Source organism: Acinetobacter sp. SW-226, assembly GCF_055632855.1.
The window spans coordinates 2,196,202-2,218,766 of record NZ_CM145752.1 but is presented as its reverse complement, the minus strand read 5'-3'; the positions used below and the strand labels follow the sequence as shown (position 1 = coordinate 2,218,766).

Below are 22,565 nucleotides of genomic sequence, written 5' to 3'. Positions count from 1 at the left end.
GAGATTGTGGTTCATGAGTGATATTTTTTTACATGGGATTCAAAACGTCACGGTAGATGATGGTTCGCGTCCCATTACTACAGTTCGAAGTTCGACTATCGGGATTATTGGATCGGCTCCGAATGCTGATCCTTTAATTTTTCCTTTGAATAAACCTGTACTGATTGCAGGTTCTCGAATCGAAGCAGCTAAACTTGGTGAGGCTGGTACTTTACCACAAGCGATTGATTCTATTTTTGATCAAATTGGTGCCGTGTTGGTTGTCGTGCGTATTGAAGAAGGCGAAACAGAGGTTGCAACGTTAGCTAATGTCTTAGGCGGAGTCGATGCAAATACCGGTACTTATGAAGGAGTACATGCTTTCTTAGCTGCAGAAAACATTGTGGGCTTTGTACCCAAAATTTTAATTGCACCTGGATATACGCATACACGTACTGCAGCAGTTGGTCAAACTCCTGCAACTTCAAACCCAGTTGTGGCTGAACTGAACGGTATTGCAGAACGATTAAAAGCAGTCATTATCGCTGATGGTCCAAATACGAATGATGCGGATGCAATTGCATACTCAAAAGACTTCGGCTCTAAGCGGGTGTTTCTGGTTGATCCTAAAGTTTTAAAAACGGTTGACGGTGAAACATCACCAGAATGGGCAAGTGCCTGTGTTGCTGGTCTGATTGCTAAATCAGATAATGAGCGTGGTTGGTGGTGGTCACCATCAAATCAAGAAATTAATGGCATTATTGGTACATCACGAGCTATTGATTTCGCAATGGGTGATGCTAACTGTCGTGCAAATTTACTGAATGAAAACAACGTGGCAACGATTATCCGTCAAAATGGCTATCGTCTTTGGGGGAATCGTACGCTTTCAAGCGATAAGAAATGGGCATTCCTGTGTGTTGTCCGTACAGCAGATATGATTGATGAATCATTAAAAGCTGCACATTTATGGGCTGTCGACCGTGGTATTACCAAAACCTATGTTTCAGATGTTATTGAAGGCGTAAATGCATACTTACGTTATTTAACCAATATTGAAGCGATCTTAGGTGGTTCTTGTTGGGCAGATCCTGATCTAAATTCAGCAGATCAAATTGCACAAGGGAAGGTGTATTTTGATTTTGACTTTACACCTGTGTATCCATCAGAACACGTCATTTTCCGTTCTCACTTAGTCAATGACTATATCAAAGAGATTTTTTCTTAAGGAGTATTTGAAATGGGTGTAGCACAAGATATTCGCAAGAATTTTAATCTCTTTGTCGATGGTAAAGGTTACGCAGGGAATACTGATGAAGCCAACATGCCAGAGCTGGCACTTCAAACCGAAGAGTATCGTGCAGGCGGTATGGATGCACCAATTGACATTACCATGGGGATGGAAAAGCTAACTGCAGATTTCACCTTGAATTCACATAGTAAAGACGTGCTGTCGTTGTTTGGGGTTAAAGAGGGCAGTACAACATCATTTACTGTGCGTGAGGCGATGGAGTCCTTTGATGGTACGATCACGGCTGTTGTGCATAACCTTACTGGGAAAATCGTCAAGATTAGTCAAGGGACATCGAAAGCAGGTGAAGCTCCAAAAGACAAATATGAATTGTCTTTGACGTACTACAAACAAACGATTGGCGGCACTGTTGTCCATGAAATTGATGTGATCAATATGGTTCGTATTATTAATGGCACAGATGTATTAGCAGATATTCGCTCAGCGTTAGGAATGTAAAATGACAACTAAACTAGACTATATTCAAGAAGAAGAAGGCATGAATCAGATCACATTGAGCCGTGCTTATGATGGAATCAGTCATATTCAAATGCGTGAACCTACTGTACAGGACCTACTTTCTGCAGAGTTGCAAAGTAAGGGTAAATCTGATGCTGAACAAGAAATCACCATGTTTGCAAATTTATGTGAGATTGCTCCCGATTTCATTAAAAAGCTAGGCTTAAAGGACTATAAGCGTATTCAAGGGTCATATCGACTTTTTACCGAATAAGTGCAAATGACATTCGACAAATGGTGATTGCACTGTCTTCGTTTACTTCATGGCCGCTGTCTGAAATTGAGAAGTTACCAATTTCTAAGTTGTTATGGTGGTGCGATGGACTACCTAGAGAAACCGCTTAAATGCGGTTTTTCTTTGCATAAGTGAATAATGAATAAAAACCCATAAAAATATCAAAATTGCATATTGGTCTGAGTGTGCTCTATGCAATGGCAAACAAAAAATTAAGTGCAATTATCACGATTGGTGGCGAAGTCGCAGGATCTTTGCGAACAGCCATTGGTAGTACGACTACCCAATTAGGAAAAATTGGCTCCGAAATTCAACGAGTCAAAAAGAATCAAGCGATGCTAGGTGAGTCGATCCGAACCTTTGGTAGCATGGGTAAGAATGTCGATAGTTTACGTATGCGTTACTCTGGCGTGACTGAAGAATTAAACCGACTCACTAAAGCGCAAGAGAAATTAAACCGTGTAGAAGAATTAAGACAAAAGAATGCTTCGTTGAAGAGTGCTGCAGGTAGCGTATTGGGTGGAACAGTTGCAGCTGGTGTGGCCATGGTGGTGCCTGTCAAATTGGCGATTGATTTTGAAAGTTCTATGGCTGATGTTAAAAAAGTTTTTAGTGGGACAGATTCACAATTTAAAGCAATCAACACAGAAATTCTTAAAATGTCTACGACACTGCCAATGGTTGCAAAAGATATCGCAAATATTGTTGCCTCTGGTGCACAGTCGGGTATTGCAGTGGGCGAATTAACAAAGTTTGCTGAAACTGCTGTAAAAATGGGGGTAGCTTTTGACATTGGTGCCGAAGAGTCTGGCCAAGCAATGGCAGAGATGCGCACTGCATTTAAAATGTCTCAAGATGAGGTTACTTCACTGGCAGATAAGATTAACTTCTTAGGGAATAATACGCCTGCTGCAGCAAAAGGCATCATGGAAATTGTGCAACGTATTGGGCCATTAGGTGAAGTTGGTGGTTTTGCATCAGGCTCTATTGCAGCACTGGGAGCTACGATCCGCGGTATGGGAGTAGCAGAAGAAGTGGCCGCTACTGGTATCAAAAATATGATGCTTGCCTTGGTTGCAGGTGAGTCAGCAACTAAAAGCCAAAAAGCTGCTTACAAGGATCTAGGGTTAGATTCAGAAAAAGTGGCCAAAGATATGCAGGTCAATGCTGAAGCAACTACATTAAACGTATTAAAACAAGTTTCTACATTAGATAAATATAAACAGGGCGCTATTTTAAAAGATCTTTTTGGTTCTGAATCTCTTGGTTCGATAGCACCATTGCTCACAAATATGGAGGCATTAGAAAAAAACTTAAACGGAGTATCTCAAGCAAATAAAAAAGCATGGGATGGCTCCATGCAGGCTGAGTATGAAGCACGAGCAAATACAACTGCAAACAAACTCCAATTGCTAAAAAATAATGCCGTTGGCTTGGGTATTACCATTGGAACAGTATTATTGCCTGTAGTGTCATCAGTGGCAGAAAGCATGTCTCATGTTATTGGATCAGTAACTAGTTGGGCGCAAGCAAATCCACAGTTGGCTTCTACACTTACTAAAGTTGCGGTTGGTGCAGTAGCAGTCATTGGGGGGATTGCAGCGCTAGCTCTTGCTGTGACTACAGTTATTGGACCAGTTGCACTGGCAATAAGTAGCTTTTCTGTACTAGGCGGGAGTGCAGGGACCGCTATTGGAATGCTGACCAAGATGATTGCCCCGATTAAAATGATTGGGGCGGTATTTGGTGTTGTAGGGAAGGCAATGCTTGCCAATCCGATGGTGCTTGCGATTGTAGCTATCGTTGCTGTTGTCGCGGGTGCAGCATATTTAATCTATAAAAACTGGGAGCCAATCAAGGGATTCTTTTCGGACTTATGGGATAGTGTTAAATCCTCACTTTCTGAAACATGGGAGGGGATTAAGGGTGTGTTTAATAAAGGGATTGATTTTATTAAAGGCGTGATTAATGGGATAGACACTGTTTTTGCGAACAACCCAATCCTAAATATTCTTCTGCCATTTATTGGCATTCCTCGCATTATTATTGCAAATTGGTCAAGTATTAAGGGCTTCTTTTCATCTTTATGGGGGCAGATAAAATCTTATGCTGAATCTGCATGGTCAATTATTAGCTCGAGTGCATCAAGTGCATGGAATTCAATAGTTGGGTTTTTTAGCCCAATTGGTGATTGGTTTGCAGCCAAATGGGAATCTGTGAAGCTTTTTACAAGTGTTATTTGGTCTGGAATTAAATCAGTAGTTTCTGCGGCGTGGAATGGAATAATTTCAACCATCACCAACAGCTCCCTTTTTCAAAGTGTTGTTAATGGTTGGACTAAAATATTTGAGTATCTGGGCACACTAAAAGACAAGATGTTGAATATTGGGAAAAATATTATTGATGGTTTAATCAATGGTATTAAGTCTGGGTTTGAAGGCCTTAAGACCGTATGGGCCTCAATCAACAACTACATGCCAAGCTTTATGAAAAAGAAAATGGACATTCATTCACCATCACGAGTGATGGCAGGACTTGGTGGATTTATTGTTGATGGCATTGGTGTTGGTATGCGGAAGCGTACACCTGTTTTAAAACAACAATTTGGTGGTGTTTTAGATACGTTTAATCAATCAGCGCCGACATTAAACTTAAGGCCAAATGTTGCCAATATGGGCTCATCAAATACCTTTTCAGGTGGTGGTAATAGTGCGAGCGACAGAGCACCGAGTCAAAACATAACAATTATTATTCATGGTGCACCAGGACAGGATATTAACCGACTTGCAGACCTTGTGGCGCAAAAAATTAACCGAACAAAGGCTGTAATTCAACGTGGCACAATGGTCGATGCGGGGTATAGCCAATAATGGATGGTCAGATCTACGGCACATTTCTAACAATGATGCGATTGGGCTCATATAAGTTCTGTATCTATACTGCGGCTTATCAAGAGCTAAATAGGACCACAAATTATAAGTGGGGTGAACAAGCTGTTTTTGGTGATTGGGACAATTTACAGTTTTTGGGGCCTGGTGAAGATACGCAGTCATTAACAGGTGTGGTTTATCCTGAGTTTAAGGGTGGTACAGGCCAGATTGATGAACTTCGTGCTTTGGCTGCGACAGGTGTTCCCCAATTGTTAATTAGCGGAACAGGAAAGATCTTGGGCTATTGGGTGATTAATAGTATTACAGAAGGTCAGACCAAGTTTGCTGCATTTGGTGTGCCACGCCGTCAAGAATTTACAATCAACATGCGTAAATATTCAGATAGTGCAGCCCGTTTAGGTTTGTTGTCTGGAATCATGAATGCGGTAGGGTTTTAACATGGCACAATATTTAACTAAAGATGGCGATATGCTGGATCAAATCGCATATCTATATTATGGAAATACCAATAACAAAGTTGTTGAGCGAATTCTAGAGGTGAATTTTGGTATATCTCAATATGAGGCATTATTACCAGCTGGTGTGCTGATTGAGTTACCAGAAGTACAACAAAGCACTGGAACACGCAAGGTGAAACTATGGGACTAATACCATGCTTTTCTGTAATTGCGAATGAAGCAGATATAACAACAATAATCGCAGACCTTTACGAGTCAATTACGGTCACAGATGGGATAGGCTATGAGTCAGATACCTGTGAGATTTCACTTATAGATGATCCGATCCGACCGATTGAGTTACCTAAAAAGGGCGCTGAATTAAGAATTTCTATGGGCTATGACTTTGAAATGACAGATATGGGATTATTTATTGTCAGTGAAATATCGTTGTCTGGTCCACCTGAAAAGATGGTGATTCGGGGGCGTGCAGTGCCACAGTTGACCAGTAAAAGCGGAATGACTTCATTGGCTTCTCAAAAGACACGTTCATGGCCAAAAGGTACGACCATTTCTGCTGTCGTGACTAAGATCGCAAGAGAGCATGGTCTAGAGCCTATTGTGAGTAATTCGGTGTCTTCCCTGAAGCTTCCTCATTTTGATCAGTCTGATGAATCGGATATAAATTTTCTAATGCGAATCGCCAAAAGATACGATGTGGTGTGTAAACCTGCAGGTGGGAAATTGCTCTTTGTTAAACGTGGTGAGATTGAATTATCAAGTTTAACTTTAGCGAAACAGCAAGTCAGTGATTGGGAAATGACGTCCAGTACAAGTGATAGTGTTGGGACTGCAATCGCATATTGGCATGATAAAAAGGGCGCCAAAAAGCATGAGGTGAAAGTTGGTGATGGAGAGCCAGTCAAAAGACTCAGGCATATTTATCAGGATGCTAAAAGCGCACAATCAGCAGCTCAAGCATCATTAGATCAATCACGCCGCGGTGAAGAACGGTTAAGTTTGAATTTACCAGGTAATCCAGAAATTACGGCCGAGAAGCCACTTACTCTTGTGGGGTTCCGGGAGGGGATCGCAGGAGATTGGATTATCGAGCAAGCAACGCACAGCATTGATAAATCAGTTGGATTTAAGACGAGCATTGAAGCAATGAAAAGGTTGAGCGATGGGCAGTCAAAGTAGAGATAGCCTTAGGTAGAACAATTTCTTAGAAGCCTCATTTCGATATAAATCGTAGAAATAAAGTAAATCCAAATAAAAGTTTTTACATTAATAATATTAATGATTACTATTTGCATCAATATTAATGCTTACCACTGAGAAATTAGAATGCGCTTGTCACACTTTAGTCTTTGCCTGCTTACGGTAGCTATTTGTACCCAACTTTATGCTGAAGACACAGTAACAAATAGTACTACAACACAAAATGCTGAAGCTCAACTTCCAACGATTGTGATGACAGCAACACGTACTCCAAAAAGCATTTCTGAAATTGCAGGAACTGTGCAAACCATTTCAGCTGACGAAATTTCTCAACAGGCAGGACCAGGGCGTAAAGTTGCCGATATTTTGGCTCAACTTGTACCATCTTTAGCACCAAGCAGTGGAACCAGTAGTAATTATGGCCAAACTATGCGTGGTCGTAATGTACTGGTGATGATTGATGGCGTATCACAAACAGGTTCTCGTGATGTGGCACGTCAGCTGAATAGTATTAGCCCGAATATGATTGATCATATTGAGGTGGTTTCAGGTGCAACCAGTATCTATGGTTCTGGTGCAACAGGCGGGATTATCAATATTATTACCAAACGTGCTGACAAGTCTGAGCCTGTTAGCTTTCAGACCAAACTAGGCGTGACGTCAGCCGATAATTTCCGTGGTGACAGCCTCGCTTATCAAGTTGGGCAAACGGCTTCATTTGCAAATGACAAAGTCGATGGTTTTCTTGGGATAGATTATACCAATCGTGGATCTCAATTTGATGGTAATGGGGATCGTATTTCATTAAGCCCTTGGCAAGGCAGTACGATGGATACCGACACCATTGATGTGAATGGTCGTTTAAACTTTAATTTAACTGATAATCAGAGTTTAAGTTTTGGTGCTCAGTATTATAAAGATGAGCAAGATACAGAATATGGACCAGATTATTCGTATTTACTGACCAAAACATCCCCATCTTATAAAGCGATCAAAGGTTGGAGTTTAGATAATCAGCCTTTTACAGAACGCTATGCTTTTAATACACAGTACCAAAATCAGGATTTCTTAGGGCAGGTTTTGAATATCGAAGCATACTATCGCAATGAGAAGTCACGCTTTGTACCTTATGGTTATTCAAAAGATGGTACGAATGTAAAGCAAAGCCAGTCGAATGTGGACTATGCGGGTATTCGTACAACCTTACAGTCAGATATGAAAGTGGTAGATCGAGATCTAAAACTTACTTATGGTCTGGATTATGACTGGGAAAAAGACCATCAGTGGGCGGACTACTACACGCCAAGCAATAATGGCTTAGTCTATACCCCAACAGGCGAAAAACAAGGCTCAGGACCAGATACTGAAATTCAGAATATTGGTACCTTTATACAAGGGGATTATGCATTAACAGATCAGCTTAATATTCAAGCTGGGGTACGTTACCAATATGTTCAGGCTGATACAGATAGTTATTTAACTGCGCGTACACCATATACTTTAATGGCTGCTGATTCGACAGACTCTGATAAATTCCTATTTAATTTAGGTGCGGTCTATAAATTGACGGATGCACAGCAAATTTATGCCAACTTCTCACAAGGTTATAGCTACCCAGATGTACAACGTGTATTACGTGATGTTGCCGCATATACCTTAACCACGTCTGGTATCGCTCCGATCACGGTGAATAGCTATGAACTAGGCTGGCGTTTAAACCAAGATACAGGTTTAAATTTGGGTTTAACAGGGTTCTATAATACCTCTGATAAAGTCGTTCAATTTAACTCAGATCGCTCTGTAAATGTTGTTGATACAGATCAGCGAGTTTATGGTGCTGAAGCAACAGTAAGTTATCCATTTATGGAGAACTACAAAGTGGGCGGTACATTAGGTTATACGCGAGGCCAGTATAAGGACGCTGCCAATAATTGGCATGAGTTAAATGCCTTTGCTGTTTCACCGATGAAAGGTACATTATTCGCTGAATGGAATACTGCTGAAGGTTATGGTGTACGTGCCCAAATGTTGGCAATCAAAGGAACTGATAAAGCTTATAAAGATGACCTTGCTCTAAAAGCTGCTGGAATTACTGATGCCAATAGTGCAGCTGAGATTAAAGGCTATACCACGATGGACGTATTAGCACATTTCCCGTTAGCAAAAGGGCGAGTGGACTTTGGCGTGTACAATGTATGGGGCAAACAATATAAAACGGTATTTGCTCAACAGGCAGCAGTGACCAATGCGAACACGTTGTTAGCGATTCCTGCTGAAGGTAGAACTTTCGCATTAAGTTACACAATTAATTATTAAGAAATTGAGCGCCGTGAGGCGCTTTATTTTTATATGAGGTTTCTCTCTACACATATCTTTCATAGTGGTGTATATTGTATATATACGCTATACGAATGGATGCTAAAGCTTGATTAAGAGTTTTAAACATAAAGGTCTTCAGGCTTTTTTCCAAACAGGTACAACAGCAGGTATCCAAGCAACGCATTCTTCTAAATTACGTTTGATTCTTGCGGCATTACATGCTGCATCTACAGTGAATGATTTAAGAACTCCACCCAATTGGCGATTGCATAAGCTCAGTGGAAACCTACAAGATCAATGGTCACTCACTGTAAACGGTAATTGGCGAGTAATTTTTAAATTTGAAGATGGCGATGTCTACATCGTGGATTATCTGGACTATCACTAAGGTGTAGGAGTACGAACTATGAATATGATGTTTAATGCACCACATCCTGGCGAAATGTTGCGGGAATACATAGGTGAAACCCCCGTGACTGAGGCTGCTCAAGCGCTAGGTGTTACTCGAGCAAATCTATCTCGTATTTTGAATGGCCATACAGGTATTTCAGCAGATATGGCGATTCGTTTAAGCGAGGCTTTAGAAACGTCACCAGAGTTTTGGTTGAATTTACAAATGCAGCATGATTTATGGAACGCAAGTCAGCGTCAGCGACCAGTCATAAAGAAATTGGTTCAAAATTTTGCATAAGTAGAGCGCCATGTGGCGCTTTCTTTTACGCATAAAATTAATTTAAGTGATAAAAAACCGCATTAAGGAAATTTTTGATTGACAAATCACGGATTTATCCCTAAAAGGTGAAAATAATCTGAGCCAAATAAATATAATTGGTTTTATTCATAAAATAGAGAAACTGTGAGGGGTAGTAATGTCAATAATTTTGGATAAATATTCTTTTCATTCTGTTGCTATCAATGAAACGGATCCAATTGCACGAGTAGTAACTGGAAATCCTAAAGATGTTCAAGAATATTTAGAGCGTATTCTAAAAGATGCTATTACTCCTCCGAAAGATCAGCAAAATATTCGTGGACAGTTTTTTAAATTTAAGAGTATGTCTGAGAGGGTTGCTGCTAATTTAAAAGAAATCGTACTGGATGTTAAGAATACTGTTTGGGATGCGAAAGCCTTAGATAATGCAATTAAGCTTCTAGATGTGGAGAAAAAAGCGCAGAAAAAAATTGAAAAAATGGGAAGAGATATTCGTGAGGGTTGTCTACTTCAAGTAAAATGCAAGATTAATGATGAATTAACAATTTGCTTAGTGAAAATTGATGATAAGACATTTCTTGAAGAAACAGACATGCAGTTGAAAAGAGGTTTGCCTCTTGATACAAGAGTACAAAAGCTAGCCATTATAAAATTTAATGCGGCTGGTGCAGATACAAGTCTTTTGTTATCAGATACAAATTCAACAATATCTCAATATTGGCGAGAAGATTTTATAGTTGTTGACCCAATACGAGACTCTAAAACAAATACTAATAATGCATTCGATGAGATAAATAAGGTACTGACGTCAAATATAAGAAAATTATCAGAGCAAGATTATTATTAGGACTTACGCATTGACGGATTCAAAAAAGTATTAAAATACTTTATAAAGTATCTGTGATCAGACGAATTAAACATGCTTCTACAGCAACTTGTACATTACCCATTTATATGGGCTTTCTCATGACAGAACCGAACTCTATTAGCTGCACACAACTTGCCGAGACTTATAATATCTCGCATGATAGTGTAAATCGCTTTCTAGAGCGTGAAGACTACACACCTCACGACCTATATCAAGAATCAATTCAACATATTGATAATAATAAACTTATAGTCAGTATTGATGATACTGTTTTAGATAAACCATATAGTCAACATATGGACTTGGTTAGCTATTTTTGGTCAGGCAAACACCACCGATCCGTCAAGGGTATTAATCTCATTACCTTGTATGCGACAGATCGAAATGGTCAAAATATTCCAATTAATTTCCGAATTTATGACAAATCTGAAAGTAAAACCAAGAATGATTACTTTATGGATATGTTAAGTGAAGTACTCAGTTGGGGTGCAAAGATTCAATTTATTACAGGTGATAGTTGGTATTCATCGACTGGAAATCTAAAAACCATAAGAAAATATGGTATTCGATTTATGTTTGGTATCGACTGTAACCGTAAGGTTTCCCCAGAAAAAGGACAATGGTTTCAACTGCGCTTATTGCCAGATTTCCATCAGGGTCAAGTGATCTGGCTCAAAGATTTTGGCTTTGTACAATTATTTAAGACTCAGTTAAAAGAACAGCAGAGGTTTTATATTGTGCATCAAGATGAAGATGATTTATTGTCCTTTGAGGGTTTTCATGAATTACATTCAAGTCATTGGAAAATAGAGCAATATCACCGGGTGATTAAACAGGTTTGTCATATTGAAAAGTTTCAAGTAAGACGATCTAAACTGATTTTGAATCATATTTTTTCAGCCTTGATGGCCTACGTCGAGATACAAAAGAACCAGTTTGAGCGGATCTTTGAAAATGTATATCGTTGGCAGAAGAAATTATTTAGACCAGTTATCAAAAACTTCATTGATGACTTTATTCTCGATAAAAATCATCTGCTACCACAGAGAATCTATAAATAATAGTGCGTAAGTCCTAAATTATTATCTTAGACATCAGATAATTATGAGTTTTAGACAAGAAAGTTTAAATTTTGATAATTTAATTGATACTTTAAAAACATATGAACCCTTAGGTGATAATCTTACAAAAGAAAAATACGAAAAATTTATTGAAAAGTTGGAAAAATTACCAAGTGATCCTAAAAAGGGTTTTGACACTCAATTTGATATTGCGAAAGGCGAGATTAAGGCACGCCTTGTAACTAAGATAGTTATTGATGATGATTTTGAGCTAAAGGTTACTGGTGATGTGCCCGATTTACAAAATAAATTTGGTAGAGGTGAGGACGATGACGGGCGAAAATTTATAAAAATCTATTCTGAAAAAGGTTATGATAAGTTTAATAATGACTTTACAGATGATGAGCCAAGTTGAGTAAAAAATGAGCTTTTTTGAGGATTTCCAGAAATCTCTTGGAACAATCGAAGATTTGAATACAGTTCATAATTTTTATCGCTTTGAATGTACGGGGCGGATAGTTTCGCTCAACCAAAATTTAGCAGATGGGCTGAAAAATCTTTTTGAAATCATCAAAAAGTTAAATACCCCACTAAATTTATCAATCACTGTAGAGGGTTATGAACCTCAACGATTTTCAGTTGCCAGTTTAGATAAATTTGATGAAAGGGCTGATATTTTACGCTCTAATTTTTCTACAGATAATGAAGTAAACTTTAAACTTGAAAGTGTAAATTGGACAAATTTAAATATTTTTGATATTTCGAGTTTTACTGAATTTCTTAAAAAAGAACCTTTAGATAAAATTTTGAAAGCTTATGATAAATATTTCATAAATAAATTTTTAGTAGTTAATATCTTTGATCATCATGAAGTGGTTTCTAATCAATTTATTTATATTCGAAGTGTTTATCCAAACTTTGATGAAAATGAAATTCAAGATTGGCAATTAACTAATGATAGAGAAAGTCTTTTACAACAAAAAATTGAGTGCCGAGATAAAGTTAGCCATTTTGTGAATGCTGATCAATATGGATTTATCCCTGAATTTTTCAATTTTAATAAATATTTTTTTCTGTCAGATCATTTTAGCTACCTGAAAACTATCTTTAATTTAATATTTTTGAGTGATTATTCAAATATAACTGAAAATAACCTTAATTTTAAAATAAAAGGTTATAAAACTTTAAATTGTGAAATTAATGAAAAGTTATCAAGTGAAGTTGAAAATGAATTAAGTTTTATCTATGAATGGGTTTATAGTGACGGTCCATTTGTAGATAAAATCGGTATTGCCCGTAATGTGATTTCTATTCATATTAAAGAAGAAAATATTTCTACTTTAGAAAGAGGCACTTGCCATTCTGCTCAGTCTGGCTATGATCTCTACCTTAAGGATAATGTAAAACAATACATTGAGGTAAAAAATAAAATAGCTGATGTTCTTTATACTCAGTCTGAGAAGGCTTCCGGTATTACAAAAGATATGTTCACAATGTTTAAAACAAGTATGTGGACCTTTTTATCATTTTTCTTGATGTCTTTTTTAGTGAAGGTTATAGAAAAAAAGTCAGAAATAAAATCATTACATGAAATTTTTAATTTTAATTTAGCCACATCTGTTATAGGTTTCTCATTAGTTGTTATTTCTATTTTTTATTTAATATTTGCTAGAAAAGAAGTTTCTGATGAAAAGAGGAGACTTAATAGTAAATATATGGAAATCGAAAATAGATATAAAGACTTGCTAAATGAAAAGGATCTCCAAAAGATTTTAACACAATCTAATGTGGATGGACGATCCGCTCAAGAAATTGAGGTTGCATATATAAATGAAAAAAAATCTTTATATACAAAATATTGGATTTTGATAATTGTTATTTTATTTGGAATTTTACTTATACCATATTATAGTAAAATAGGTGATTTCCTAGCTATTTTAATTTGCTAGGAAATTGAACATTAATATCTTTACTTAAAATCTCTACTGTTTTAGCTTGTGTTGAAAACCTTACTAGTATTGCAGTTGTGCATAATATTATTAAAACAAAAAAAGATTTAGATATACCGAAAAAGGTTTCTCTATCCATATAATAGGATATCACCCAAAAAATAGAGGCGCATATATGGAGGCCAAAAGTAATATTGAAAAAATATTTTATCTGATTTTTTGTTAATTTAGATTTGAATGTAAGTACCTCATTGGTGGTATCTATATCTAAAAAAATCTTTGCATATTTAATATTTTTTAAAAAATCAAATAATCGAGAAATTTTTAAGTCTAGAGCATGGAAAACAATTTTATAACTTATTATATCTCCGACTAAAAAAGTATCTGTCTCAGCCTGTAATTCGGACGGTTCTTTATTGGCTTTTTCCTTATAAGTGCTTTTAATATATTTAGAGAGTTGCAATGAGTTGGATTCATAATCTTTTCTTTTTAATTCAATGCGATAACTTTTAAAGAAGCACCATCTTAGAATAGGGGGAACAATAGCAAGTGCTGTTAGGAAATTTAAAATTATTGTCCAGTTCATTTTGAGTCCAATAGATTTATTTTTAACTTAACTTCGATTTAATACTAAAACTAACTTAACTTAGATTTAATCACTTTTTTTTGAAGTGTTGACATAATGGTCTTCGACAATCAACCACCCAAGACTTTTTTTACCGTTGTCTACAACATCAATATGATTGTCGCCTTTATAAACCAGAACATCTTTACCAATAAACTTTAATGAGTTCCAAAAAGAAGAACCACTCAATACCTCAAGAGCAAGATGAATATCGTCACGAAGTTGATCAAGTTCTTGCGTGTAGTCTAGGCTAAGGTTATTTAAAAGTTTCCCAAAAATAACACGTCTTTTCCCATTCTTTAAATGAAAGACTTTTACATCAGCATTTGTAGGAGCCGAACTGTCATTTAATAAAAAACTATCCTCTAATCTTGCAACAATATCCGCATTCATTGAGCGATTCAGCTCTTTAGCCGATTCAGCAATTTTATCCTTCAGTTCCTGGGACATACGCATTTTGTATTCCACACCAAGATTTCTTCCCATATTTCAAACTCTGAAGTTGAATGATTTTTTAAATAATAATATCCCCAGCAGGGATTGACAAGAGGTTATTATAAGAATAAATTTAAAAACATCCCTAGCAGGGATATAAAAACGCCCCGAATAATCTTGGCGGATCACGGGGCGAGTTACCAATCATTTTCGAGAACAATTGATATGAACAGTCTAACATTTAATGCAATGCAATTTCATCCAATACAAAGCAATGATGATCAAATTTGGATTACATCATCTGAACTCGCACGTGCTTTAGGATATGCGCGAGAAGATTCAGTGTCTCGTATTTATGATCGTAAGTCAGATGAATTTACTTCTGATATGACAAAGGTTGTCGCTAACCCTCAGACCGTCAATTTGACGGTACGGGTTTTTTCTTTACGCGGTTGCCATCTCATCACATTCTTTGCCCGCACACCAGTCGCCAAAGAATTCCGCAAATGGGTACTCGACGTACTGGAAAAAGAAGTTCTGCAGCAGAAAATCGACACTCGAGTAAAAATTAACGCAGAACAACAAGCCATACTCAAAGAAATCGTCGACCGACGCTGTGAAGGCAGTACTAAGAAACGCACTGAACTCTGGGCCAGACATAACAAACACTTTCGCATCCCACGTTATAGCGAACTCTTGGCCATGCATTTCCAAGACGCTGTGGACTACCTAGAAACCATGCAGATCAAAGCAAAAGGGGATATTCATATAGATGAAAACCAATCTATAGAAATACTCTGTGGGCAAGCCAAACTATTTCAGGCATGGTGGAATACCCATAGCCCCACATTGGCAAAACTAAATCCACTACTGGTGTCTATGCTGCATGACAATATGTTCTATATGACCTATGCCATATCGGATCTATGCAAAAAGTACAATGTAGAACTGCCAGCGTATGACTACCAACATATGTTCGAGCTGAAGACCTTTCCGCATCAAAGGTACAATTTATTGAAGTGAAAATGACCGCCTGAAAGGGCGGTTTTTTATATCTTGTGCTCGAAGGCTACAAGCCATATTTTAAGACAAAACTCCTATAAGCAATTTGAAGCAAAAGCCTAAAAAAGCTGTAGAGAAATGATGCTCTAAATTATTGATTTTATTGGGTCTAGTTTGGTAAGAAAGTGACTAAAATACGCACAAAAATAAGCAATGAAATTGTTATATTCTAAAGGCTTATATCGGGTTTTGACTTCATCTTGACATCGTAGAGGTCTCCAGTTCGAGTCTGGATATACCTACCAAAATTCGTTGATATTTTAACAGATTAAAGCCCACTCAAAAAGTGGGCTTTTTGTTTTCGGGGAATGGCGTAATTCCCCAATGTGGAAAACTCGCCCATTTAAAGTTAAAACCAATTATTAACGAGAGCTAATCTACTCAGGTTTAGGCACTTCGTGACCTTCTAAATACTATACGTCATCTTCACATTTGCATAGCCAGCGAGTGCTTCTACACAGTTCTTTCCATAAATATTTCGATGGCTAAATACGATCCCAGCAAATGGTAGAGCCTAACAGCATAGGGGGGATTTAACCGAACTCACATTTTTAATTTTATGCTTGAAAAGTAAACAATTCTAAGTATAAAAGTATAGATCACTTAAAAAAAATGAGATATTGAAATGCATCCTGTACATATACTTTTTGTTGCTGGATTTGGACCAATTACCAAAGAAGATCACGCAAGTAAATCTTTCTACCTCGACATTCTTAATCTTCCAGTTAAAGCGATGGAGGGAAATGAATCTTATATGAATACGAATGATGGTGAGTTGGGTGGTGTAAAACATTTTGCACTTTGGCCTTTGACTCAAGCTGCGAATTCATGCTTTGGGCTAAAGGAGTGGCCAGAGGAATTCAATATTCCTCAAAGTTGGATTGAATTTGAGGTAGAAGATATTGTTGTAGCTTCAGCTTATATGGTTTCTAAAGGTTACCAATTACTTGTCAATAATCGTATAGAACCTTGGGGACAATCTGTCACTCGCTTTTTAAGTCCTGAGGGTGTTTTGACAGGCTTAACGGTAACCCCATGGTTACGCTCATCTAAGTAGTGGGATTATGATTATATTCTTTTATTTATCAGTTTCTTGAAAGATAAATTCTTGCATACCATGTGCATTCAGATGACTTTTATCGCAAAAAAATAACGAAGTTCATCAGTACAAATGGCACCAGAAGTGGTGGTGGAATTTTTTCTTGATGTAATAAAATTTATGAAAATGAATTTTTCTCACTTATGGGTGAGATTAAATCATTTTTATTCATGTGAAGTTTCGGGTATAAATTACACCAAGCTCTTAATGATAGACATTCTTCATCGTTAATTATTAGCCAGACTATAGATAACACTGGATAGTGGTTAACGAGCAGTGTACCAAAAGAAAATTGGACTGTTTGAAAAGAGCATGAAAGAAATTCAGGTTTTATTGCAAAAATAGGGTAAAGGTCGCCATGAGTACAGAGTTTGCATGTTCAATTAAACGCATTCGTTTTGATGAAAACTATCAACCAGCAGATAGCACACGTCTAACAACTAACTTTGCTAACTTAGCGCGTGGTGAAAGCCGTGAGCAGAACCTACGCAATACACTTCGTATGATTAATAATCGTTTCAATGCTTTAGCACAAACAGATAACCCAAATGGTGATCGTTATTCACTTGAAATTGATATTATTTCTGCCGATTTAGATATTGAAGGTAATGGTAAAGCTTTCCCGATTATTGAAATGTTAAAAAGCACAATTACTGATCATCACACCAATCAACGTATTGAAGGCATGATTGGTAATAGCTTCTCATCTTATGTACGTGACTATGATTTCAGTGTAGTGCTTAAAGAACATAATAAAGAAAACTCAACTTCGTACGCACCTGAAAATTTTGGTGATTTACATGGCAAGCTTTATCAGTACCTCGTCAACTCAGATACTTTTAAAGCAGCGTTCAATCAACAGCCTGTGATTTGCTTGAGTGTTTCAACAGCAAGAACTTATCAGCGTACAACCAATGAGCATCCTATTTTGGGTGTTGAATATAAACAGGACCAATACTCTCGTACCGATGAGTATTTCCATAAAATGGGCTTACAGGTTCGCTTCTTTATGCCGAAAGGTAGCGTTGCACCTTTAGCATTCTATTTTGCGGGTGATTTATTACGTGATTACACCGATTTTGAGCTGATCAGTGCGATTAGTACGATGGAAACGTTCCAAAAGATTTATCGTCCTGAAATTTACAATGCAAATTCATCAGCAGCACAGGTCTATCAAGCAAGTTTAGAATACCCAGATTATTCCTTAACACGAATTGTCTATGATCGTGTTGAACGTGGTCAATTGGCAGTAAAACAAGGTAAATGGACGGAAGAAAACTTTATCAAGCCTTATCAAAACATCCTTGAGCAATGGGCTGCGAATTATACCGTAGACAGTAACGCTGCTTAATTTACCTGAAATAGAGATAGAAGATTTAGAATGGCAATTTTATTACCAACATCAACCGCTGGCAGCTTACCGAAACCTTCTTGGCTTGCTGAGCCTGAGAAACTGTGGTCCGCATGGAAACTTGAAGGTGAAGAACTGCTTCAAGCCAAGCGCGATGCTTTAAGCTTATCGTTACATGAACAGTTGCAAGCAGGTATTGATATTGTTTCTGATGGTGAGCAAACGCGTCAGCACTTTGTGACCACTTTTATTGAACATCTTGAAGGTGTCGATTTCGAAAAACGTGAAACAATGCGAATTCGTAATCGTTACGATGCCAGTGTGCCATCTGTTGTGGGTGAAGTATCTCGTAAGCAACCTGTATTTGTTAATGATGCCAAGTTTTTACGTAGCCAAACCACACAACCAATCAAGTGGGCGTTGCCTGGCCCAATGACTATGATTGACACGTTGTATGATGGTCACTACAAAAGCCGTGAAAAATTGGCTTGGGAATTTGCCAAGATTTTGAATCAAGAAGCACTAGAGTTAGAAGCAGCAGGCGTTGACATTATCCAGTTTGATGAACCCGCATTTAATGTATTCTTTGATGAAGTGAATGACTGGGGTATTGCAACTTTAGAACGTGCGCTTGAAGGTTTGAAATGTGAAACTGCGGTACACATTTGCTACGGTTATGGTATTAAAGCCAATACTGATTGGAAGCAAACTTTAGGCAATGAATGGCGTCAATACGAAGAATCATTCCCTAAACTTCAAAAATCTAAGCTTGATATTATCTCACTTGAATGCCAAAACTCGCGTGTTCCGATGGACTTGATTGAACTGATTCGTGGTAAAAAAGTCATGGTTGGTGCGATTGATGTCGCAACCAACACGGTTGAAACGGCAGAAGAAGTTGCGGATACGCTACGCAAAGCACTTCAATTTGTTGATGCAGATAAACTTTATCCTTCGACTAACTGTGGTATGGCACCTTTGGCTCGTGAAGTGGCGAGAGGCAAGCTGAATGCGTTAAGTGCAGGTGCGGAAATCATCCGTAAAGAGTTATCGGCTTAGTATTAGTGGCCGAGTGATAAAAAGGGCTACTTTGATTTGTCGGATAGGCTTTTGCCTTGTTGATCAAACAGGTAGCCCTCATTTTCATTATGTCGCAGTTTTAGATATAGCCGATCTGATTGAAGTACGGTATCACCAAATCTAAACAAAATGTACGGATCAGTGTAGGAGTAAAATGATGATCGAAGCAACAGACTTTAGAAATGCGATGTCTTTATTGACCAGTGCAGTGAGTGTCGTGACCACGGCAGGTATGTCTGATCGTCATGGATTTACCGCATCAGCTGTGTGTAGTGTCACTGATACACCACCAACATTATTGGTTTGTATGAACAAAGCTTCTCGTTCACATGTACATTTTGTAGATAATAAAATTTTAACCGTGAATGTTTTAGGCGCACAGCATCAGCATATTTCTAACGTCTTTGCATCCAAAATGACTTCTGAAGAGCGTTTTAAACATGGTATTTGGACGGAGCTAGAAACAGGGGCACCTGTTTTAAAGGATGCATTGGTTAATTTTGATTGTGAGATTGATGACATTCAAGAAGTTGGGACGCATACGGTGTTTATGTGTCGTATTGTCGCTATTCAGCAAAGCCAACAGGATCAAAGCTTGGTTTATTTTAATCGTGCTTATCATCAGGTGGGACAGACAGAAAATGTTTAAACTTGGTTTTATTGTACATGTAATAAAACGATTTATTCATAAATGAAACATCTTTTATGTTTTCTACATGAGCCTTTTCTTGTTGTTTTGGTATTTCTTAATAATAGACGGCGGGTTGAGTAATTATCATGATTGAAGTACTCATTAGCTTATTTATATAGATAATGTGTTTTTTATTTGATTGTCTAATATGTATATTTTAAAGGGAAGTTGAACTTTAGAATTGCTATTTAGATAGATATCAGCGTAAAAAAATAGTACCAATACCATATTTTATTTTGTAATTATGAGAAATCTATAATTTATATCCGCATTATGGTATACATTTTCACTTTATTTTTTTCATATAGTTAATTGAAATATATAGATAAACCGTCCTTGTAGGCGGTATTTTTATGACATCAAAAAAAGTATCATTTTTTTTATCAATCATGTGAGGTGGCATTAGCAGTTTACATTACAAATTATAATGATAATAATTATTATTCTCACAAAAGTTAACTCAATCTACATTATGAATTCACAATTTCGAATAAAGACCCTTAGCTTTGCTGTTCAATCCATCTTAATTTATGGAGGAGTAATGCATTTTGCTTGGGCAACTGAGCAGGATCAAGTCACAGATACAGCAACACTCGCGACGATTAGTTCCAAGGCAACAATCACTGATCAAACTGAAGGAACAGGCAGTTTTAAAGCAAATAAATCAAAATCTTCATCGAAGTTAAATCTAAGTTTAAAAGAAACACCGCAGTCTGTGAGTGTTGTCACGCAGGAACAGATTGAGCAACGTAATCTTGTGAGCATTGATGATGTATTGGCTGCGACACCCGGTGTCACTGTTAGCAAACAAGATAGTGAGCGTTCAAGTTATTATGCTCGTGGTTTTTCTATTACCAACCGACAAATTGATGGCATGCCAGTGGGTGATAATAGCCCAAGGGCAGACAGTTTTTTCTTTGATCGTGTTGAGGTAATTAAAGGGGCGAGTGGCTTAACGGGTTCAACAGGGAATCCGTCAGCGACGATCAATATGGTACGTAAACGCCCAGATAAAGACTTTTCCGGGAGTGTAAGTTCAACTTATGGAAGCTGGAATAATACTCGTGTAACAGCTGATGTCTCGATTCCCTTGACTCAAGATGGCAGTGTACGTAGTAGGGTAATGGCTGCATATACGGATAAAGAATCCTATATGGATTTCTATGAGCTAAAGTCAACTGCGGCCATGGCCATTGTAGAAGCAGATTTAACTGATAATACAACCGCGTCGCTTGGATTTCAGTATCAGGACAATGACCCTAAGGGATCGACGTGGGGAACCGTTCCTTACTTTAATGCGGATGGTAGTCTTGCTCACTTGCCACGAAACTTTAGTTTAACGACAGACTGGAGTGCAATTAAACATAAAGATGAAACTATTTTTGCAGATATTCAGCATCAATTTGACAACGGTTGGATGGTAAAAGCGGCTGCTGCACATAGTACATCGGATAATAGTTGGTTAGTTGCTTACGGCGGAAGTGGATTCCCAGATCCTTCAACAGGTAAAGGTCTGAGTATATGGACACAGGTAGCACCGTACTCAGAGAGTAAAAAACTCAATTTAGACTTATATGCAACAGGTCCTTTTCAGCTATTTGGTCGTGAACATGAGTTAATTGTAGGTTACAGTGGCTTTAAATCAGAGACGACTTCACTAAAAGTTGACCGAAAGATTGATTATCCAGCGGTGATTCAAGACTATCGTGATTGGACGGGGGATTTACCAAAGCCGACCTATGTAAAAACAGGGGCTGGGAGTAAAACCACCACTGAACTATTTGGTTATTATTCAACCCTGCGTTTAAATTTGGCTGATCCACTCAAGTTAATTCTAGGCGGTCGTTTTAATACCTATGATTATAAAACCAAGACATGGTTGATGAACCAAAAACCTGAAAAACCTCGGAGTTTTGAGCAGTTTGTTCCTTATGTGGGGTTACTTTATGATTTCAATGATCGCTACACAGCTTATGCAAGTTATACCGACATGTTTACACCTTCAAGCAAAAGGGATAGAAACGGTAATTATTTGGACCCAGAGATTGGTAGTAGTACAGAACTTGGACTTAAAGCTGAATTTTTTGATGCTCAATTATTAACAAGCGCTGCAGTATTTTGGTCATCAGTCAAAGATCTTGCCGTTACAGATGTTGAATATGACCAAGGCAAAGTTCCGAAAATAGATGATTTAGACACAGCCTATATGTCATCGGGTAAAGGATTAAAAATAAATGGTTTTGAAACGGAAGTTATTGGTAAGTTACAAGACAATTGGAATGTAAGTGCGGGTTATACCTATGTGAATAGTGTGAGTTCAGCAATATCAAACTCAACGACCACAATTCCACAAAACCAAGTTAAGTTTTTTACCAGCTATACATTGCCAGAAAATTGGTGGAATGGGGCTAATAAACTTACTGTTGGAGGCGGAGTCAATTGGCAAAGTGAAATTTTTCAAAACTGGGGAACCGCACCACAAAATGCTTATAATGGCGGAACAGTCGTACAAAAATCGTATTATTTAGCAAATGCCTTTGCGAGTTATAAGTTTAGTGATGAGTTGTCTGCAAGCTTAAATATTAATAACTTGTTTGATGAAAAATACTATCTCAATGTGGGCTTCTATAATGGCGTATATTGGGGTGAGCCGAGAAACGTAACGTTTACAGTCCGCGCAAAATTTTAAATTTTATTTAGTAAAAATAACCGCCTGAAAAGGCGGTTTTTTTATACAAAA

The 22,565-nt window shown here is 37.6% G+C and carries 22 protein-coding genes; 20 read left to right on the top strand and 2 right to left on the bottom strand.

Annotated features, from left to right (window positions below; all coding sequences use genetic code 11):
• The first annotated feature begins 13 nt into the window (after nt 1–13).
• The 14 genes from ACZ8ZH_RS10555 (at nt 14) to ACZ8ZH_RS10490 (ending at nt 13,482) form a co-directional block, all read left to right on the top strand.
• On the top strand, nt 14–1,207 hold the full coding sequence (locus tag ACZ8ZH_RS10555; protein WP_470247692.1) for a phage tail sheath subtilisin-like domain-containing protein: 1,194 nt from the start codon (nt 14–16) through the stop codon (nt 1,205–1,207).
• Nucleotides 1,208–1,219: 12 nt separating this feature from the next.
• Nucleotides 1,220–1,729, top strand: a complete 510-nt coding sequence (locus ACZ8ZH_RS10550) for a phage major tail tube protein (protein WP_470247691.1) — start codon at nt 1,220–1,222, stop codon at nt 1,727–1,729.
• A gap of 1 nt (nt 1,730) precedes the next feature.
• Nucleotides 1,731–2,003 carry a phage tail assembly protein gene (locus ACZ8ZH_RS10545; RefSeq protein ID WP_470247690.1) on the top strand — a complete coding sequence of 91 codons (273 nt, stop codon included), beginning with the start codon at nt 1,731–1,733 and terminating at the stop codon, nt 2,001–2,003.
• Between the two features lie 218 nt (nt 2,004–2,221).
• Nucleotides 2,222–4,894 (top strand): phage tail tape measure protein, encoded by a 2,673-nt coding sequence (locus tag ACZ8ZH_RS10540; RefSeq protein WP_470247689.1) that lies wholly within the window; start codon nt 2,222–2,224, stop codon nt 4,892–4,894.
• The gene (locus ACZ8ZH_RS10535) at nt 4,894–5,352 is read left to right on the top strand and encodes a phage tail protein (RefSeq protein ID WP_470247688.1); all 459 of its coding nucleotides are present in this window, start codon (nt 4,894–4,896) and stop codon (nt 5,350–5,352) included. The genes ACZ8ZH_RS10540 and ACZ8ZH_RS10535 overlap by 1 nt, the downstream gene beginning before the upstream one ends.
• A 1-nt stretch (nt 5,353) precedes the next feature.
• On the top strand, nt 5,354–5,563 hold the full coding sequence (locus ACZ8ZH_RS10530; protein ID WP_470247687.1) for a tail protein X: 210 nt from the start codon (nt 5,354–5,356) through the stop codon (nt 5,561–5,563).
• Nucleotides 5,554–6,552 carry a phage late control D family protein gene (locus ACZ8ZH_RS10525; protein WP_470247686.1) on the top strand — a complete coding sequence of 333 codons (999 nt, stop codon included), beginning with the start codon at nt 5,554–5,556 and terminating at the stop codon, nt 6,550–6,552. Before ACZ8ZH_RS10530 ends, ACZ8ZH_RS10525 begins: the two co-directional genes overlap by 10 nt.
• A 147-nt stretch (nt 6,553–6,699) precedes the next feature.
• Nucleotides 6,700–8,889, top strand: coding sequence for a TonB-dependent receptor (locus ACZ8ZH_RS10520; RefSeq protein ID WP_470247685.1), 2,190 nt, complete (start codon nt 6,700–6,702; stop codon nt 8,887–8,889).
• Between the two features lie 109 nt (nt 8,890–8,998).
• Entirely contained in the window at nt 8,999–9,280 is a 282-nt protein-coding gene (locus ACZ8ZH_RS10515) for a type II toxin-antitoxin system RelE/ParE family toxin (protein ID WP_086209418.1), read from the top strand.
• Nucleotides 9,281–9,298: 18 nt separating this feature from the next.
• Nucleotides 9,299–9,583, top strand: a complete 285-nt coding sequence (locus ACZ8ZH_RS10510; RefSeq protein ID WP_044738567.1) for a HigA family addiction module antitoxin — start codon at nt 9,299–9,301, stop codon at nt 9,581–9,583.
• A 178-nt stretch (nt 9,584–9,761) separates the two neighbouring features.
• Entirely contained in the window at nt 9,762–10,451 is a 690-nt protein-coding gene (locus ACZ8ZH_RS10505; RefSeq protein ID WP_470247684.1) for a hypothetical protein, read from the top strand.
• Between the two features lie 53 nt (nt 10,452–10,504).
• Nucleotides 10,505–11,533 (top strand): IS701 family transposase, encoded by a 1,029-nt coding sequence (locus ACZ8ZH_RS10500; RefSeq protein WP_470247683.1) that lies wholly within the window; start codon nt 10,505–10,507, stop codon nt 11,531–11,533.
• 43 nt (nt 11,534–11,576) lie between these two features.
• Nucleotides 11,577–11,948: a hypothetical protein gene (locus tag ACZ8ZH_RS10495; protein WP_470247682.1), complete on the top strand. Its 372-nt coding sequence runs from the start codon at nt 11,577–11,579 to the stop codon at nt 11,946–11,948.
• 7 nt (nt 11,949–11,955) lie between these two features.
• Complete coding sequence (locus ACZ8ZH_RS10490) at nt 11,956–13,482, top strand: hypothetical protein (RefSeq protein ID WP_470247681.1); 1,527 nt, start codon at nt 11,956–11,958, stop codon at nt 13,480–13,482.
• Here ACZ8ZH_RS10490 and ACZ8ZH_RS10485 read toward each other — a convergent pair.
• Nucleotides 13,466–14,068 carry a hypothetical protein gene (locus ACZ8ZH_RS10485; RefSeq protein ID WP_470247680.1) on the bottom strand — a complete coding sequence of 201 codons (603 nt, stop codon included), beginning with the start codon at nt 14,066–14,068 and terminating at the stop codon, nt 13,466–13,468. The genes ACZ8ZH_RS10490 and ACZ8ZH_RS10485 overlap by 17 nt on opposite strands.
• A gap of 66 nt (nt 14,069–14,134) precedes the next feature.
• On the bottom strand, nt 14,135–14,593 hold the full coding sequence (locus ACZ8ZH_RS10480) for an Arc family DNA-binding protein (protein WP_470247679.1): 459 nt from the start codon (nt 14,591–14,593) through the stop codon (nt 14,135–14,137).
• A 174-nt stretch (nt 14,594–14,767) separates the two neighbouring features.
• Here ACZ8ZH_RS10480 and ACZ8ZH_RS10475 point away from each other — a divergent pair, with 174 nt between their 5' ends.
• The 6 genes from ACZ8ZH_RS10475 (at nt 14,768) to ACZ8ZH_RS10450 (ending at nt 22,514) form a co-directional block, all read left to right on the top strand.
• Nucleotides 14,768–15,565, top strand: a complete 798-nt coding sequence (locus ACZ8ZH_RS10475) for a BRO-N domain-containing protein (protein ID WP_470247678.1) — start codon at nt 14,768–14,770, stop codon at nt 15,563–15,565.
• 664 nt (nt 15,566–16,229) lie between these two features.
• Nucleotides 16,230–16,661: a VOC family protein gene (locus ACZ8ZH_RS10470; RefSeq protein WP_119063617.1), complete on the top strand. Its 432-nt coding sequence runs from the start codon at nt 16,230–16,232 to the stop codon at nt 16,659–16,661.
• 400 nt (nt 16,662–17,061) lie between these two features.
• Nucleotides 17,062–18,054, top strand: a complete 993-nt coding sequence (locus ACZ8ZH_RS10465; protein ID WP_119063616.1) for a DUF1852 domain-containing protein — start codon at nt 17,062–17,064, stop codon at nt 18,052–18,054.
• A 30-nt stretch (nt 18,055–18,084) separates the two neighbouring features.
• Nucleotides 18,085–19,113, top strand: coding sequence for a methionine synthase (locus ACZ8ZH_RS10460; RefSeq protein ID WP_119063615.1), 1,029 nt, complete (start codon nt 18,085–18,087; stop codon nt 19,111–19,113).
• A gap of 178 nt (nt 19,114–19,291) precedes the next feature.
• A complete protein-coding gene (locus ACZ8ZH_RS10455) occupies nt 19,292–19,783 on the top strand; it encodes a flavin reductase (protein ID WP_086209411.1) in 492 nt (163 codons plus the stop codon).
• 514 nt (nt 19,784–20,297) lie between these two features.
• A complete protein-coding gene (locus tag ACZ8ZH_RS10450; RefSeq protein ID WP_119063614.1) occupies nt 20,298–22,514 on the top strand; it encodes a TonB-dependent siderophore receptor in 2,217 nt (738 codons plus the stop codon).
• The last annotated feature ends 51 nt before the right edge of the window (nt 22,515–22,565 follow it).